This is a genomic window from Aeromonas sp. MR7, from assembly GCF_963899385.1.
Taxonomy (GTDB): Bacteria; Pseudomonadota; Gammaproteobacteria; order Enterobacterales; family Aeromonadaceae; genus Aeromonas; species Aeromonas bestiarum.
In genome coordinates, this window is sequence record NZ_CAWQXH010000021.1 from 31,143 (window position 1) to 47,596 (window position 16,454).

Consider the following 16,454-nt stretch of genomic DNA (forward strand, 5'->3'; position numbering starts at 1 on the left):
ATGTCCATGCTGTCATCGAGATTGCCCACTGAGCGTATTGCCCGGCTGTTGCTGGCGCTCATGCTCGTCTGCAATCTCACCCTCTGCATCAGCTGGCACGGGGCCGAGATCATCTCCCCCGCCATGGCGACCGGCAGCGACGACGCAACCATGAGCGCGACCGCCATGCAGGGGCTAGCCTGCCACACAATGACACCCGATGATGGCGCTCAGGGCGATGCCATGAACCAGGGGGAGTGCCAGATGCACGGCGGCCTCACCTCGCCAACCGGTGCCGGTCTGCCACTGCTGGCCGCGCTGCTGACCCTGCTCGTTCTCCCTTTGTTGCTGCTGCCCCATCTGGGGGCCGCCAGCCATCTGTTCGATCACTGGCTGCGGGATCCCTTCCTGCGATCTCGCGGTACTCACCCCCCCTCCTGGCCTCGCCGACATCTGATGCTGTCGGTGTTGCGCCATTAGAAAGCGCTTCTCTCGCGTGCTCGCGGCAAGGCTCATCTTGTCGCCTGCGCACGCCCTTGCCTGACCCTGTCACGACTGGCCATGCCAGTCACCACAGGGAGCCGTGCGCGCTGACACAGCTGCGCCCCGTTTGCCGCCCTGCCCGTGTGTGCTTTCGTGATAACGACAGCCAGGTGCCACTCTGGCGCACTTGTCACCACGGCAGCCCGGCGGCCTGACAGAAGAGAAGACATATGATGTCATCTGCCCGCATTCCCGGACACAGTACCAAACGCTGCGTCGAACCAAGTGCCACCCGCCTCCCGCAGACAGGAGGTGTGCGATGAGCCAGAAACTGCTGTTCTGCGCCCTGCTGCTCGCCCTCGGGGCCGGTGGCGGCTACTGGGTAGCCAAACAGACGACCGACGGCGCCAGCGCCAAGGAGAAGACGCCGCTCTACTGGGTCAACCCCATGGATCCCCGCGACAAGCGCGATGCCCCCGCCAAGGACAACATGGGGATGGACTTCATCCCCGTCTATGAGGAGAAACAGGGTGGCTCGCCCGGCACCATCACCATCAGCCCCGAGATCCAGCAGAACCTGGGAGTGCGGCTGGCCAAGGTAGAGAGGCTGCCCATCCACCAGCGGATCGAGACCGTGGGTTACGTCGGTTATGACGAAGACAGGCTGGAGGCGGTCAACGCCCGCATGGCGGGCTGGATCCGCACCCTCGCCATCAAGAGCGAGGGGCAGAAGGTGACCAAGGGAAGCCTGATTTACGAGCTCTACGCCCCGGATCTGGTCAACGCCCAGCACGAATACCTGCTGGCTCTCAACACCGCCAACCCGCTGCTGCTGCGCGCCGCCGAGGGCAAGCTCAAGTCCCTGCAGGTACCGGCGGACCAGATAGCCGCCCTCAAGCGCAGCCGCCAGGTGCGTGAAACCATCAGTATTTATGCCCCCAGCAGCGGTTATGTGTCGGAGCTGAAGGTGCGCGAGGGCCAGTACGTGGAGCCCGCCGCGGCGCTGTTCAACATCAGTACCCTGCAGCAGGTGTGGGTGAGCGCCGAGGTGTTCGAGCGCCAGGCGGCCCAGCTGAAGGTGGGGGATCCTGTCACCATGACCCTGGATTACGCCCCCGGTCGCAGCTGGCAGGGCCGGGTGGATTACCTCTATCCGACCCTAGATGCCGCCACCCGCACCCTCAAGGTGCGGCTGCGCTTTGACAACCCGGACGAGTTCCTGAAACCCAACATGTTCGCCAAGGTGAGCATCCGCACCGGCAAGGGTGAGCCCCAAATGGTGGTACCGAGCGAAGCCGTGATCCGCACCGGCAACCAGAACCGGCTGGTACTGGCGCTGGGGGATGGCAGCTTCAAGTCGGTGGCCGTCACCCTGGGCGCCCAGTTTGGTGACAAGGTCGCCATCGAGGAGGGGGTGGAAACGGGTGACAGCATAGTCAGCTCGGCCCAGTTCCTGCTCGACTCCGAATCGGCCATCGACTCGGACTTCCAGCGCATGACGGCGGTGCGCCCCACCCAGGTGTGGACCCAGGGCGAGGTGCAGGGGATCACTCTTGCCAACCGCACCCTGACGGTCTCCCACCAGCCTATCCCCGAGTGGCAGTGGCCCGCCATGGAGATGGATTTCACCGTGGCGGACGGCGTCGACATGACCAAACTCGCATCGGGTCAGACCCTGCATCTGCAGGTGGAACAGCAGGGGGACGAGTACCGCATCACCAACATCCATATCGAGGATGCCCCCGCCAACAAGGCCGTGCCTGCCAACGATGACATGACGGACATGGAAGGCATGGACCATAGCCAGCATGATATGGGAGCCAAGCCATGATCCCTTCCATCATTCGCTGGTCGGTGGGCAACCGCTTTCTGGTGTTGCTGCTGACCGTCATGCTCACCGCCTGGGGGCTCTGGTCGGTCAAACAGACCCCGGTAGACGCCCTGCCGGATCTCTCCGACGTGCAGGTGATCATCAAGACTTCCTACCCGGGTCAGGCGCCCCAGGTGGTGGAGGATCAGGTCACCTACCCGCTCACCACCGCCATGCTGGCGGTGCCGGGCTCCACCACGGTACGCGGCTACTCCTTCTTCGGCGACTCCTTCGTCTACGTGCTGTTTGACGACAACACGGATCTCTACTGGGCCCGCGCCCGGGTGCTGGAGTATCTGAGCCAGGTCGCCCCCAATCTGCCGGCCGAGGCGAAACCCCAGCTGGGCCCGGATGCTACCGGGGTGGGCTGGGTCTATCAGTACGCTCTGGTGGACAGAAGCGGCAAGCACGATCTCAGCGAGCTCACCTCGTTGCAGAACTGGTTCCTGAAATACGAGCTGCAGACCGTCAACGGCGTCTCCGAAGTCGCCACAGTGGGCGGCATGGTGCGCCAGTATCAGGTGCGGGTCGATCCGGACAAGCTGCGCGCCTACGGCATTCCCCTCTCCCTCATCCAGACCGCCATAGAGCAGGGCAACCAGGAGACAGGCGCCTCCGTCATCGAGATGGCGGAAGCGGAATACATGGTGCGCTCCAACGGCTATCTGAAGAGCGTCGAAGACCTCAAGCAGATCCCGCTCGGCACCCAGGTCAGGGGCGCTCCCCTGCTGCTCGGCGATGTGGCGGATGTGGTCACGGGCCCCCAGAGCCGGCGCGGTATCGCCGAGCTCAACGGCGAAGGGGAAGTGGTGGGCGGCATCATAGTCATGCGCTACGGCGAGAATGCCCAGCACACCATAGACGGGGTCAAGGCGCGGCTGGCGGAGCTGAAAAGCAGCCTGCCACAGGGGGTGGAGATAGTCACCGTCTACGATAGATCCGATCTTATCCAGCGCGCCATCGACAACCTCTCCGGCAAGCTGCTGGAGGAGTTCGCCGTAGTGGTGCTGGTCTGTCTGGCCTTCCTGTTCCACCTGCGCTCGTCTCTGGTGGTGGTCATCACCTTGCCCATCGCCATCCTGACCGCCTTTATCGTCATGCACCTGCAGGGGATCAACGCCAACATCATGTCCCTTGGCGGCATCGCCATCGCCATCGGTGCCATGGTGGACGGCGCCATAGTGATGATCGAAAACGTGCACAAGCATATGGAACGGGAGGCATTAACGGACAAGAACCGCTGGCGCATCATCACCGAGGCAAGCATCGAAGTGGGGCCCGCCATCTTCTTCTCCCTGCTCATCATCACCATGAGCTTCTTGCCGGTGTTTGCACTGGAGGCGCAGGAGGGACGCATGTTCCATCCGCTGGCCTACACCAAGACCTACGCCATGGCGGCGGCGGCCGGGCTCTCCATCACGCTGGTGCCGGTGATCATGGGGTATTTCATCCGTGGCAAGGTGCTGGCCGAACAGGCCAACCCCCTCAACCGTGGCTTGAGCCAGGCCTATATCCCGCTGCTCAAGGCCGTGCTGGCGCGCCCCAAAACCACGCTGGCCGCCGCACTGCTGGTGACTGTGGCGGGCTTCTGGCCACTCCAGTATCTGGGCTCGGAGTTCATACCGCCGCTCGATGAGGGGGACATAATGTACATGCCCACCACGGCGGCCAACATCTCGGTGGGCAAGGCGCGGGAAATATTGCAGCAAACCGACAAGCTGATCCGCACCGTGCCCGAGGTGCAGAACGTGTTCGGCAAGGCGGGCCGCGCCGATTCGGCCACAGACCCCGCCGACCTGGTAATGATGGAGACCAGCATACAGCTCAAGCCGCGCGACCAGTGGCGCCCCGGCATGACACCGGAGAAGCTGAAAGAGGAGCTAGACTCCCTGATTCGCTTCCCCGGCCTCACCAACGCCTGGGTGCCTCCCATCAAGACCCGCATCGACATGCTGGCTACCGGCATCAAGACCCCGGTCGGCATCAAGATAGCCGGGCCCGACCTCAAGGTGATCCAGCAAGTCGGCCAGCAGCTCGAGCAGATCGTCGGCAAGGTGGCGGGGGCAGCGTCTGTCTACGCCGAACGGGTGGCCGGTGGCCGCTATGTGAAGGTGGATATAGACCGGCTCAATGCCGCCCGTTATGGCCTCAACATCGCCGACGTGCAGGCGGTGCTCGCCACCGCAGTGGGCGGCATGGACGTGGGCCAGACCATAGAGGGGCGCGAGCGCTACCCCATCAACCTGCGCTATCCCCAGAGCTATCGCGATTCAGTGGCAAGCCTCGAACTGCTGCCGCTGATCACACCCAAGGGGGAGCGGATCGCGCTGGCGGACGTGGCCCGCGTCTACATCAGTGACGAGGCCCCCATGCTGCGCAGTGAAAATGCGCGCCTGAACGGCTGGGTCTACGTGGATATTCGCGGTCGCGACATCGGCACCTTCGTCGCAGAGGCCAAGGCCGAAGTGGCCAAGCAGCTGGTGCTGCCGGCCGGCTACGCCCTCACCTGGTCCGGTCAGTACGAATACATGGAGCGGGCCAAGGCGCGCCTCGCCTACGTGGTGCCGTTAACCATCGCCATTATCGTGCTGCTGCTCTATCTGGCGTTTCGCCGCATGCAGGAGGTGTTGCTCATCCTCACCACGCTGCCGCTCGCCGTGGTGGGCGGGATCTGGACCATATGGCTGCTGGATTTCAACCTCTCGGTGGCGGTGGGAGTGGGCTTTATCGCCCTGGCCGGGGTGGCGGTGGAGACGGGCGTGCTGATGCTGGTCTACCTCAACCACGCCTGGGATGACCTGGTAGCCAAGGGCAAACCGGACAAGGCGGGCCTGCACCAGGCCGTGATCCACGGCGCCGCCCTGCGCCTGCGCCCCAAGATGATGACTGTGGTGACCATTATCGCGGGTCTCTTGCCCATCATGTGGAGCCAGGGCACCGGCTCGGAGGTGATGCAGCGCATCGCCGCCCCCATGATAGGCGGCATGGTGAGCGCCCTGGTGCTGACCCTGCTGGTGCTGCCCGCCGCCTACTACCTGTGGCGCAGCCGAGGCCTTGGCAAGACCGCGCACCAGGCAGCCGAATAACCCGAACTTACAACCGATTTTGAATAAACGACTGAAGGAAAACATCATGAATTACAAGACGCTGACCCTGACATTGCTGCTTGGCCTCGCCTCTCTCCAGGCCCAGGCCGAAATGACCATGAGCCACGAGGGGCACGATATGGCCCAGATGGAGGGGATGGATATGCAGGCGATGGGAGAGAGCGTGATGACCAAGGGAGTCATCAGCCGTATCGACGAGGCCAACGGCAAGGTGGGGATCAAACACGAGGCCATCGACAACCTCAAGATGCCCCCCATGACAATGGTGTTCCTGCTGGCCGATCCCGCCCTGACCAAGGGGCTCAAGGTGGGGGATGCGGTACGCTTTCACGCCGAAAACCCGGCCGGCAAGCTGACGGTCACCCAGTTGCAGAAGCGGTAAAACGACCGACGTGAAACTGGAATATGGAAGGCGGACACCCTCCGTCTTTCATATTCCCTTTCTTTATTCTTGATGCCACCCCAGTCGGATTATGGTCAAACATCCAAATATAATTCAACAAAGACCTTGGCAAGCAGGCTGGATATATAACCACGAGCAGTTATTTGCATTTAAAACAATGATGAAACACTGACAACAAAATTAATAAAACAAGCTTGACAGCCATTCAGTTTATATTCAGCAAAAAACAGTCATCTCACCTTATTATCAGGGCTCATTATTCATAACTGGAGTCACATCAGACCAATAAAATATACCACCGATAATGTCATCCAAGATAACCCTGTATGAGAGCAAGGATATTGCTTTCGGCTCTACTGTGCTCTTGTAGAGATCAATAAGGATATTATATGAAACATCACACCCTGTTCGGCGCGATCCCGCTGCTGTTTGCCGGCGCGGCCATGGCACAAACACCAGAAATAACCGCCTACTATCTGAGTGGCTCGGATGCCCCGGCCAATACACCTGGCTACTATGCATCACTGGACAATCTGGAAACCTTGAGTAATCAGGTGGCCAGTCAAAAGAGCAATTTCAACAAGCTGGTACTGTCATTTGTCCAACCCAGCCTGGTCAATTACACGCAAAATGACCTGGCCTGCACCGGGTTATTTGGTTATGTCTGCGACACTGCCACCGTTAATAAGGCGCCAAAAGATAATAAATCCATCGCCGACTTTTCCCAGCTCAGGGATATTATCAACACCTTCAAACTCCATGGCGTCGAGACCTATATTGCCGTCGGTGGCTGGAACTTCAGCTGCATCCCGGAATACTACGATGTCACGGCGGGCAAGGTGGATGCCTGTGGCCCGGCCGGAGAGCAATACGACTCCTTCCCCAACCCGGGCCCCCGCAACCGCTTCGACAACCCGATATCCGGCCAGGCCGCGGATCAGGCGTATCGCAACGTGGTGCAGCTGGCCAATGACCTCGGCGTGGCAGGCATTGATCTGGACTACGAGGAGTTCTGGCACGCGGATCTCAACGCCTACAGCTGGCGGCTGACGCCGGATTCGGTGCAGCCGCCGGCCAGCAATGTGGAATACCTGGACACGGCTACCCTGATGAGCAGAGGCAAGGGAGTACGGGTCTACAACGACAGCATGCAACTCAATCCCGCCGAGCAGCCCTATCCCAGGATCATGCCGGACACGGTCGACAAGTTTGCGGCCATCATGCGCTCCCTCTACCAGGCCATCGATGCCATCAACCCCGAGCTGGCACTGAGCACGGCGGCCCCCGCAACCGGCGGTATCCCAAACATGTCGGCCAACTGGGGCAGCAATGCCTATACCAGCAATACCTATGGTGGTGCTTGGTGGGGCGGTAATTTATATGGCCTGATTTACAATACCGCGCTGCAATATCCAGATCTGGTCGATCGACTCAGTACCATTGGCATAATGTCATATGACCTGAGCGAAACAGACTGTGGGGGCGACACCAATATTCCGTGCGATCTGGCAGGGCAGGTTGATTATTATTACGGGGCCTTCTTCAGCTGGCTTAAATCCGGTGACACCATACGACCCGGACACGCAGTGGTAAAAGGATCGCCGAGTTATGCCAGCGCCGCCATTCAACCGCAAAAATTGCTGATAAGTCCAGCCATCACGGTCGGATTTGAAGTTGGCAGACCGGCGACAGGCAATTTACTGCTGAGCAAGGATCTCCTCACGGATATCGCCACGCGCACGGCCAGATATTCCCCCTCCGGCATGATCATGTGGGATCTGTATAAAGACAAACGCCATGATGAACCTATGGGTGGCTGGGATCCTGCATGGGCCCGTCCCAATGATGTGTTGACCGCAACCTGTCACATCATGGGATTAAGTGGCGAACAATATGATTGCGCCAGTACGGTGCCGACTCCCTGACCCCGTCACCTTCAACATACCTTGATCACATCATGCCGGCGCACCTTGCACCGGCATGTCTCTATTACGCCGCACTAATGACGCCACATTCGGGCACAAGCCGATATTATCCAGGCCGGTGTGAGCCCGCAGAGGCAATCCATCCGATACCTTGGCGCCTCGCCCGTCCTGATGACAAACAGGCCGGGCCCCTGACCCGGCTTGCATTGTGCCATCAGCGCGGCTCACCCGTTCGGATAAGCCTGGGCTATGTTGGCCTGCGCCACCCCCATCAGCTGGGCCGAGATATCCTGCAGCACATAGAGGTCGCGGCGGCGGGTCCAGGGTTGATCGGATTGCTCGTCATACCAGACGGGCAGTTCGATCCCCTCCGGGGCATGGCTCGCCACCTTGCGGGCACGGCAGGTGATGATGCAGCGTTTGACGTGGTCGCGGTGACCTATAACGGCCGCCATGCCGAGGGCGGCGGCATCTCCGCCTGCGTAATCCCTGACGATGGCCTCCACCACTCCGTCCGTGCTGAGGTAGATCAGCTTGCCCTCATTATCCCAGTAAGGCTCGATGGAGATGACATCCCGGGCCGGGATATCGGGATAGCGGGCCGAGTCGAGGAAGCGGGCTATCTCCCACTGCACATACATGGGTACCGGCTTTTGCCGATAGAGGGCGGCGCAACAGGCGGCCAGGGCCTCATTCATGGGGCCGGGTTCGGCCAGCTCATCCGGGTTGCCCGAGGCATTGGGGCGGTTGCCAAAGGCAAAGGCTATTACGCAGTTGACGCTGTCGATGACGACCCGGGACGGCGTCATGTTGAAGCAGGCCTCCTCGATGAAGGGGGCCAGCCGGCGGGCAGTCTGCTCGTCGTGCAATTCGGCGCTCAGCCGGTCTGTCAGGGTGGTGCTAAAGTCGACCGGGCTCCCTTCGCTGTCGTTGCTGCTGTTGCACCCGGCCAGGGTGGCGACCAGTGGGGCACTCAACAACCCCAGGGTGACTCTGCGTCTGTGCTTGTCCATAACGGCTCCTTTTGTTGATATCCAAGGCTGCAAGCCAGCCCGTTGGAGTCCATACCGTACGGAAAAAACAGGGCGATAAAAGTCAGAAAGGGATGCAGAGGGGCGTAACGTGCAGAACTTCACATTTCCCGGGGGATTCGCAAGCAATCCCTTTTGATTCAATTGATTGACGTATCAAAAAAGCAGGACGCAGGGGGAGACCCGCCTGCGCCCCGTCATTCATCCACCATCAGCCGCGAATGTGCGCGATGAAGGCATCGATCTGCTCACGGCCGCAGGCGGGGTTCATAAAGACCGCCTTCTCACCGGCGATATAGGAGTATTTGCCGCGGGCATCGTAGTCGGAGTGGGCTATGGCCTCCACCCAGTTGGTGTAGAGCCCCACCTTGCCGCGCCCGGTAAAGAGGCCGCGGTGATAGTCGGTGTTGCGCTGCAGCCGCGCCTTGTAGGCCGCGTCCGGGCTGCGCGCCAGCTCGAAGGCGAACTCGGCGTCCGGATCCTGCACCCACTCTGGGTTGTAGATCTTGAAGCCCACGCTCGGCCCCTGATTCTCCTGGGCCACCAGCTTGACGTTGCCGAGCTGGCTTAACCGGAAGCGGAAGTAGTTGGCATTTTGCAGGCAGTGGGCCAGCACGGTGCGATAACCCTCGACCCCCAGGTAGTTGAGCGCCGCATAGGCACCGAACAGGCCGCTCGCCCCGCGGGAACACTCTATGGTGGACTGCAGGTGGGTCTGGCCCTGAATGTCCCGCTCAAAATAGGAGAAGTTCTCCGGGTCGTTCTCCATCGCCTTGAGATCGTCCTGCTCCTTGATCATCACCAGGCTGGAGGTATAGGGCACATAGCCCCACTTCTGGAAATCGACGGTGAAGGAGTCGGCGTATTTCAGCTCGGCGAAGCGGGCCACGTTGCGCTCGATCCCCGCCAGGGTAGCGCCGTTGATGGCGAGCGGGTTGGCACCAAAATCGTAATCCAGGAAGAAGATCATCGACCAGCCGATGGCGGCATCCACGTGGATGTGGGGCTTGACCGCCACCTCGAACCGCTCGCAGAGGCGATCCCGCAGCTCGACCACGGGTTTGACCTGGTCCACCCCGAAGGTGTCAGTGGTACCCATGGTGAGCATGATTGTGGGCACCACGTGCTTGAGGGCAAAACAGGCGGTCAGGGTGCGTTCCAGGTGATCGAGATCGATGTCGTTGTTCTCGCCAACCTGAATGCGGATGGTCTTGTTCTCTATGTCGACCCCGAGCAGGGAGAGGTTGGTGATGTTGGAATAGTGGCCGCCCTGGGAGTTGATGATGCGGTAATCCTGATAGTGGCCCAGCCCCTTGTGCTTGGCCTCCGGCAGGCTCTTGCGAATGCCGAGCAGGTAGCCGTAGAGGTTACAGAAGGTCCCCCCCTGGGTGAAGATGCCGGTGGCGCGGGCCGGATCGTAACCCGCCAGCAGGGCTATCTGGCGCACCACCTTCTTCTCCAGCTCCTCGGCCACCCCGGCATACTCGGAGTAGACCAGGTTGGGGTTGGCCAATATACCCATCTGGGCGCCGTAGATGGCGGGATCCGCCGACATTGTGATGACGTTCTCGACGCTGGAGGGGTTCTCCCAGTCTTTCGACAGAGCCCCTGCAAACAGCAGCTCGGTCATGGGCTCGCCTGGGGTGCGCATCTGTGCGGGCACCGGCATGGTCTCGCAGAGATCGGCGAGGCGGGCGCGGCCATCTGGCCAGGCGTTCAGGCGGGCATCCGGCGCCAGGCCACGGGCGCGAAACTCGTTGAGGGTGGCGAAACCGGGCTCGCGAAACACCGGCCAGAGATCGGGATTGCGCGAGAAAAAGTTGGCTTTGACTGTGGCGAAACGGGCGGAGAACTCGGGGTGGATGGCGTTGACGCCTTCATCTTTCAGATAAACTAAGTCACTCATTTTTATACCATTAGTACAGCAAGTGTGCTGCCCTTATACCCCTGAGCCGCTGTTTGAAACAGCGACAATATCTAATGGCCTCCCCTACTTTTTGTCATGATGAGCCGTGGCGTGGGCTGGCAAAAAGGCGCCTTTGGGGCGCCTCTTTTGATTTCGTGATCGGACAGGAAAAAACCTCAGCGCAGGGCGGCCAGCAACCAGCGGGAGAGCTCGTCCAGCTCGGCTTGCTGGGCCGGGAAATCGGCCCGCAGTTGCGACAGCAGCGTCGCTATGGCCTCGCGGCGATAGGCGAGGCCAACCAGCCGTTCGGCCAGCGCATCCAGCGGCGCCGGATCCAGGCTGTCGCTGAAGATCTGCGCCCGGCCTATGACCCCCTTCTCCACATCGAAATGGAGCTCGACCCCGCCCCAGCCGAAGCGCTCGTCCAGCTGATGGCTGAACGCAGGCGCATGGCCGAAGTTCCACTCCCAGCTGCGCTGGCGGGCGAAGGTGTCGGCAAAGCCGGGCAGGTCGGGCAGTTGGCTCGGAGAGATGTGCTCGGGCAGAACCTGCTCGCCGTAATGGGCAAAGAAGGCCTCGCAGAGAGCGTGGCTCAGCTGGTTGTGGTCAATGCCGGGCAGCAGCTCGCACAGGTTGGCCACCCGGCTGCGCACCGAGCTGATGCCCTTGGCCGCCAGCTTCTTGGGATCCGGATTGAGGTAGTTGGCGAGCCGGCCCAGATCGGCGTCCAGCAGCAGGGTGCCGTGATGAAAGCCGCGATCCTGGGTCTCCCGATACGCCGAGCCCGACACCTTGCGCTCCCCGTCCTGGGTCGCCACCAGCAGATCGTTGCGCCCGGAGGCGAAGGCGCTCACCCCGAGCCGCTTGAGCGCATCCAGCACTATGGCGGTGGATATGCTCTTGTCATAGCCGGGCTTGCCCGCCATGAAGGTGAAGCAGCTGTTGCCAAGGTCGTGAAACACGGCGCCGCCCCCGCTGCTGCGCCGGGCCAGGGTTATTCCATCCTCTTCCATACGACGGGTGTTGCACTCCTTCCAGGGGTTCTGGGCGCGGCCAATCACCACGGTATTGGCGTTGCGCCACAGGAAGAGCACCCGCTGGTTCGGGTCCATCTGGCGAAAGATGCACTCCTCCACCGCTAGGTTGAACAGGGGATCGTGAGAGTCGGACAACAACAGACGCAATCGGGACATGAGAGAGCCTCAACGAGAAGGAAGAGCCGCTATCATACCACCGCTGGCGACCGGATTTGGGCCCTTGCCGGCTGGGCTCCATCGTTACCGATTAACAACCTAATAGAATCAATCCGGATACATTCCCACAGCATCAGAAAAGTATCTTTTGATACGGCGACACAGGTTGACGCATTGCACCGTGAAAAAAGCAATCACTCACTATTACTGAGGTAAACAACAGGTAAATACGACTAAAATGCGACCGTTTTTATAGGCCATATGGCTCCTTAATTATTCGCATAATTGACAAAAATACCGAGCATGAAAGCCAAATGTGATAAACGACACAGAAATCACTTTTTTTGTCACCCATCCCCCATTCCAGCGGCCTTTCGCCCCCTTGCGGGCAACAAGGAATTGTTTGACTCTAGGATCGAACCCGTCTCCCGAGAGGAATGTATATGACAGGCGTAAATTCCTCCCTTCATCGCTTGCTCTGGTATCTGCCAATGCTGGGTATGGCGATCTGCTACAGCGTCACCTCTTTGCCCCTGAGGGCGGCAGATCAGATAGTGGTGCAACTGCCATGGCAACATCAGTTCCAGTTCGCCGGTTATTACGCCGCCCAGTTCAAGGGCTTTTATCGTGATGCCGGTCTGAATGTCGCGCTGCGCGCCGCCACGCCGCAGACCAATGTGGTCAACGAGGTGGTGTCGGGCAATGCCCAGTTCGGGATCAGCGGCAGCGACTTGCTGCTCGCCCGTGCCGCAGGCCGTCCGGTCGTGGTACTGGCGGCCATGCTGCAGCACTCGCCGCTGGTCCTGCTCTCGCTGGAACGGCCCGACATACTGCAACCCTCTGATCTGGCGGGCAAACGCCTGATGCTGGAACCAGGCTCCAGGGAGTTGCAGGTCTATCTCGGCCGCCATGCCCAGCCACAGAGCTGGACCAGACTGCCCTATGAACAGGGGCTGCAGGCCTTGCTGACCGGACAGGTGGATGCCATCAGCGCCTACAGCACCACCGAGCCCTTCTATCTGGCCCAGCTGGGGATCCCCTACCGGGTATTCTCTCCCCGCGACATCGACTTCGACTTCTACGGTGACAATCTGTTTACCTCTGAGCGCGAGCTGGCGGGCAGGCCGGAGCGGGTCTATGCGTTCCAGCAGGCCAGTCTCAAGGGATGGCGCTATGCCATGGAAAACCCGGAGGAGATGATCAGCTGGATCATGGAGAACTATCCCAGCGGTTATGGCCGTGAGCAGCTGGAGTTCGAGGCCCGTGAAACCAGGGAACTGATGCAGCCGGATCTTATCGAGCCCGGCTACATGCAACCCGAGCGATGGCAGCAGATCGCCAGGACCTACCTGGAGGCGGGTTTGCTCAGCTCCCTGCCCGATCTGGAACGCTTCCTCTACAACCCGGACCGGGAGCGGATGCGCCAGCAGCGGCAGCTGTTCGACAAGAGCGTGGCCGTTGCCATGCTGATCACCTTCACCCTGCTGACCCTGCTCGGCATCTTCTGCCACCTCTACCTGCGCCTGCGTCAGGAGGCCCGGGATCGGCTGCGGCTCACCCGTGAACTGGCCCAGAGCGAACAGCACTACCGGTTCGTGGCGGAGAACAGCGCTGACGTCATCTGGACCATGGATACCGCCACCCTGCGCTTTCGCTACGTCAGCCCGGCCATTCTGCCGCTCAGCGGTTACGAGGCGATCGACATCCTCAGCCTGCCCCTCAAGCAGCTGATCCCGGAAACCTCCAGAAAACAGCTGCGCGATGAGCTCAGTGACTCCCTCGCGGCCTGGCAACGGGGCGACCACGAGCAGACCCGCTGCGTGATCCGCACCCAGTTGCGGCACAGGGAGGGGCATCTGGTCGCGACCGAGACCATCACCACCTTGCACGGCAACGAGAAAGGCCAGCCCGATGCCATCCTGGGGGTCACCCGCGACATCACGGAACGCGCCGCCAGCGAGGAGATGATGCACCGCCTCGCCTTCTATGATCCGCTCACCAACCTGCCCAACCGTCGCCTGCTGCAACTGCGGCTGAAGGAGGCCATGGCCGACGAGGGGGGAGAGCTGGCGCTGATGTTTATCGATCTGGATCACTTCAAGCCGATCAACGACACCTTCGGCCATGAGACCGGCGATGTGTTGCTCAACATGGTGGCCGAGCGCATGCGCCACTGCGTGCGGGAACAGGATCTGGTGGCCCGCCTCGGGGGCGATGAGTTCGTGATCCTGCTGCCCGATACCAGTGACGAGGCGCTGGCGGTGGCGGATCATCTGCACCAGAGCCTGCGTCATCCGTTCCGGGTGGATGAAGAGCAGGAGTTGCGGATCTCCAGCAGCATAGGGGTGGCGCTCTACCCGGAACATGGCACGGATCCCAAGACCCTGATGCACCATGCCGATCAGGCCATGTATCAGGCCAAGGGACGGGGCCGTGGCCGGGTCTGCCTGTTTACCGCCGGGCTGGATCCCGAGCTGGGCTCACTGCTGTGGCAAAACAGCCACGAGTGCGGCCACCCCCGCATCGATGCCGAGCATCGCCAGCTCTTCGTGCTGACCAACCGGCTGCTGGAGCGCATGAAAGACAACAGTGAACACCCTGCCCTCTATCTGGAGAGTCTGGAAGGCTTGTTCGAAATGGCGCGCCACCACTTCGCCTTCGAGGAGCAGATGCTGGCCGAGCTGGACTATGCCGAGCTGGCCAGCCACCAGCAGGACCACCAGCGGCTGCTGCACAGGGCAAGCCAGCTGATGACCGCCGCCAGGGCCGGTGAGCTTGGCAACGACGAATTGCTCAACTTCATCATTCAGGAGCTGGTTGTCGGCCACATGAGCCAGGCCGACCGACGCTACTTCCCGCTGATGAAAGGACGCTGACTCAGCGCACCAGCCACCTGAACGTGTGAAAAGAGGAGGGCCACCCAGGTGGCCCTCTCGCTATTGCGCCTGCCTGACTCCGGCACGGATGCCGGGACTGCGGGATCATGGCGCCTGAGGATCAGGCCTGCGGGCGGGCCACAGCGTCGGCCATACCCTGTCCACCAGCAAGATCCCGCTCACCATGGCCGCCACGAACAGCAGTATCATGGGCTGACCGCTGGAGATGAGGCTCAAGGCAGGCCCGGGACAGATGCCCACCAGGCCCCAGCCGATGCCGAACAGGGCAGAGCCACCGAGGAGGCGACCGTCCACCTGTCGGGCCTGGCTGAACGAATATGGCTCACCGAGCAGGCTCTGGCGGCTCGGTTTTACCAGCAGAAAGTAGCCCGGCATGAACACCAGCAAGGCCCCGCCCATCACGAAGGCCAGGCTGGGATCCCAGGCCCCCGCCACGTCGAGAAAGCCGATGACCCGGGCCGGATCCACCATGCCGGAGATGGCAAGGCCGATCCCGAACAAGAGACCGGCCAACAGACTGATAAAGAGTTTCATCTCATCGCCTCGTTACAACAGATGCAGGGTGACAAACACGGTGAGGGCACCGGTTGCCATGAAGGTGAGGGTGGCAAGGATGGAGCGCACAGAAAGCCGACCCATGCCGCAGATGCCGTGACCACTGGTGCAGCCATTGCCAAGACGGGTACCGATCCCGACCAGCAGCCCAGCCAGCAGCACCAGCGGCCAGGCCGGCAGGGTGTCGAAGCGCGGCAGCCGAGCCCAGTCCAGGGAAAATGCCAGCCAGGCACCCGCCCCCAGTCCCAGCAGAAACAGCCAGCGCCAGGCGTGCCTGTGTTGCATGGCGCCCGCCAGAATGCCGCTGATCCCGGCCACCTTGCCGTTGAACAGCATCAGCATCAGGGCGGAGAGCCCCACCAGCATGCCCCCGGCCAGGGCAAGCAACCATTGGGTTTCAAACATCAGGACACCTCGTCATCTTGGGAGTGGCAAAAATGGGTGCGCAACACGGCCAGTACATCCGCCGCCGCCTCGTTCGCCAGCGAGCAGTAGATCTGCTGGGCAACCTTGCGCGACCGGATCAGGCCGCTGCGCCTGAGCACCGCCAGTTGCTGGGAGAATGCCGACTGCCCCAGCGCACTGTGTGCCAGCAGTTCGCCAACACCCTTCTCGCCATCAAGCAGCTGGCAGAGCACCAGCAACCGCTCGGGATGGGCCAGCGCCTTGAGCAGGGCGGCCGCCTCGCTGGCATGCCGGGTCATCTCATCGAAAGGGGCCATAGGAATAAATTAGCAGTTGCTTATATTAAGCTTCATTCTATAAATAAAACCTAAATTAGCAATATCTAATTTTTATATGGGAGTGAACCCTAAGCATGGCCGTGGATCAGGGCGCAGGCTGCCGCAGCCACTGGCCCGGCGCCTGGGATGGCGCCGGCCTTGGCCGGGCTGGTATGGATGTAGCCAAGTGGCTCAGGTTATTGACAAACTTGTATCTAAATGTTGCTGAACGCGGATAAGGCTTTACCTCATCGCTCTGGATGAGTACCATCTGGCCGTTCATCAACAGCGGAGACCATCAGTGGGCAATTCATCAAGTGACAGTTGTAGGCCGACCCAGTCAGTCGGCACCCAGGTCGCGAGATAGCCGCAGGTCTTCCTCT

The 16,454-nt window shown here is 61.1% G+C and carries 12 protein-coding genes; 6 read left to right on the forward strand and 6 right to left on the reverse strand.

The genetic code is table 11. The features are described from left to right. The first annotated feature begins 6 nt into the window (after positions 1 to 6). From AACW87_RS11975 to AACW87_RS11995, 5 genes are all read left to right on the forward strand, one after another. Positions 7 to 459, forward strand: a complete 453-nt coding sequence (locus tag AACW87_RS11975; protein WP_241325044.1) for a hypothetical protein — start codon at positions 7 to 9, stop codon at positions 457 to 459. A 322-nt stretch (positions 460 to 781) separates the two neighbouring features. Further along, on the forward strand, positions 782 to 2,293 hold the full coding sequence (locus AACW87_RS11980; protein ID WP_241325045.1) for an efflux RND transporter periplasmic adaptor subunit: 1,512 nt from the start codon (positions 782 to 784) through the stop codon (positions 2,291 to 2,293). Further along, positions 2,290 to 5,418 carry an efflux RND transporter permease subunit gene (locus AACW87_RS11985; protein ID WP_241325046.1) on the forward strand — a complete coding sequence of 1,043 codons (3,129 nt, stop codon included), beginning with the start codon at positions 2,290 to 2,292 and terminating at the stop codon, positions 5,416 to 5,418. The genes AACW87_RS11980 and AACW87_RS11985 overlap by 4 nt, the downstream gene beginning before the upstream one ends. Positions 5,419 to 5,464: 46 nt before the next feature. Further along, positions 5,465 to 5,821, forward strand: a complete 357-nt coding sequence (locus tag AACW87_RS11990; protein ID WP_241278377.1) for a copper-binding protein — start codon at positions 5,465 to 5,467, stop codon at positions 5,819 to 5,821. Between the two features lie 410 nt (positions 5,822 to 6,231). After that, positions 6,232 to 7,767: a glycosyl hydrolase family 18 protein gene (locus AACW87_RS11995; RefSeq protein WP_241278378.1), complete on the forward strand. Its 1,536-nt coding sequence runs from the start codon at positions 6,232 to 6,234 to the stop codon at positions 7,765 to 7,767. A 224-nt stretch (positions 7,768 to 7,991) separates the two neighbouring features. On the opposite strand, the gene AACW87_RS12000 is transcribed toward AACW87_RS11995, so the two are convergent. The 3 genes from AACW87_RS12000 to AACW87_RS12010 form a co-directional block, all read right to left on the reverse strand. Then, positions 7,992 to 8,780 (reverse strand): hypothetical protein, encoded by a 789-nt coding sequence (locus tag AACW87_RS12000; RefSeq protein WP_241278379.1) that lies wholly within the window; start codon positions 8,778 to 8,780, stop codon positions 7,992 to 7,994. A 229-nt stretch (positions 8,781 to 9,009) separates the two neighbouring features. Continuing rightward, positions 9,010 to 10,704 (reverse strand): pyridoxal phosphate-dependent decarboxylase family protein, encoded by a 1,695-nt coding sequence (locus AACW87_RS12005; RefSeq protein ID WP_241325047.1) that lies wholly within the window; start codon positions 10,702 to 10,704, stop codon positions 9,010 to 9,012. A gap of 176 nt (positions 10,705 to 10,880) precedes the next feature. Next, positions 10,881 to 11,897, reverse strand: a complete 1,017-nt coding sequence (locus AACW87_RS12010) for a lipoate--protein ligase A (RefSeq protein WP_241325048.1) — start codon at positions 11,895 to 11,897, stop codon at positions 10,881 to 10,883. A 443-nt stretch (positions 11,898 to 12,340) separates the two neighbouring features. On the opposite strand from AACW87_RS12010, the gene AACW87_RS12015 reads away from it, so the two are divergent. Then, complete coding sequence (locus AACW87_RS12015) at positions 12,341 to 14,773, forward strand: diguanylate cyclase domain-containing protein (RefSeq protein ID WP_241325049.1); 2,433 nt, start codon at positions 12,341 to 12,343, stop codon at positions 14,771 to 14,773. A gap of 105 nt (positions 14,774 to 14,878) precedes the next feature. Here the strand turns inward: AACW87_RS12015 and AACW87_RS12020 are convergent, their stop codons facing one another. The 3 genes from AACW87_RS12020 to AACW87_RS12030 are packed head-to-tail and all read right to left on the reverse strand — an operon-like array spanning position 14,879 to position 16,071. After that, a complete protein-coding gene (locus tag AACW87_RS12020) occupies positions 14,879 to 15,328 on the reverse strand; it encodes a YeeE/YedE family protein (RefSeq protein WP_241325050.1) in 450 nt (149 codons plus the stop codon). 12 nt (positions 15,329 to 15,340) lie between these two features. Then, positions 15,341 to 15,754 (reverse strand): YeeE/YedE family protein, encoded by a 414-nt coding sequence (locus tag AACW87_RS12025; protein ID WP_043556773.1) that lies wholly within the window; start codon positions 15,752 to 15,754, stop codon positions 15,341 to 15,343. Continuing rightward, positions 15,754 to 16,071 (reverse strand): ArsR/SmtB family transcription factor, encoded by a 318-nt coding sequence (locus AACW87_RS12030; RefSeq protein WP_098983306.1) that lies wholly within the window; start codon positions 16,069 to 16,071, stop codon positions 15,754 to 15,756. Before AACW87_RS12030 ends, AACW87_RS12025 begins: the two co-directional genes overlap by 1 nt. Between the last annotated feature and the right edge of the window lie 383 nt (positions 16,072 to 16,454).